Origin of the sequence: Achromobacter sp. Marseille-Q0513 (genome assembly GCF_018195695.1) — a bacterium.
GTDB lineage: Bacteria > Pseudomonadota > Gammaproteobacteria > Burkholderiales > Burkholderiaceae_B > Achromobacter.
Window position 1 is genome coordinate 1 of sequence record NZ_JAGTJY010000495.1, and the last position, 493, is coordinate 493.

Consider the following 493-nt stretch of genomic DNA (forward strand, 5'->3'; position numbering starts at 1 on the left):
CCGGACGGCCCGCCGCGCCGTCCGGCCCCGGCACGTCGATGCCGATCGAGCGCAGCGCGTCGGCGCTGGCCGACAGCCGGCCCTGCGCATCCCGGAACCGCAGCAGTTGCGAGGTATTGGCGCCGTTGATGCTCACTTCCAGGAATACGTCGCGCTCGGCGAGATCGCCGAACGACACCAGTTGATCAGGCACGTCCGCCGCCTGCGCCATCGCGCACGACAGAGCCAGCGCGATGCTCCAGGCGCGTCGGCCACGTGTACGGGAAGCGCATACCGCCATAGGCTGCCTACCTCTGGCGCGCCGCCTTCTGCCCAGGCCGGCGCGCGGCCAGTCAGTCCATCCGGGGCGCCACCGAGATCGTGCCGCCATTGATCAGGGCCTTGATGCGCACCGGTCCCGCCGCCTGCTGCCGGCCCGGGATGCGCCATTGCCGCTGGCGCTGGGCCAGCGCATAGCCCACCAGCCCGTCGACCTCGGCCACCGGCTTGCCGC

The 493-nt window shown here is 72.4% G+C and carries 1 protein-coding gene; it reads right to left on the minus strand.

All coding sequences use genetic code 11. The features are described from left to right. A partial coding sequence (locus KDH83_RS31445; protein WP_349291694.1) for a hypothetical protein occupies positions 1-193 on the minus strand: 193 nt, incomplete at its 3' end. Positions 194-493: the final 300 nt, after the last annotated feature.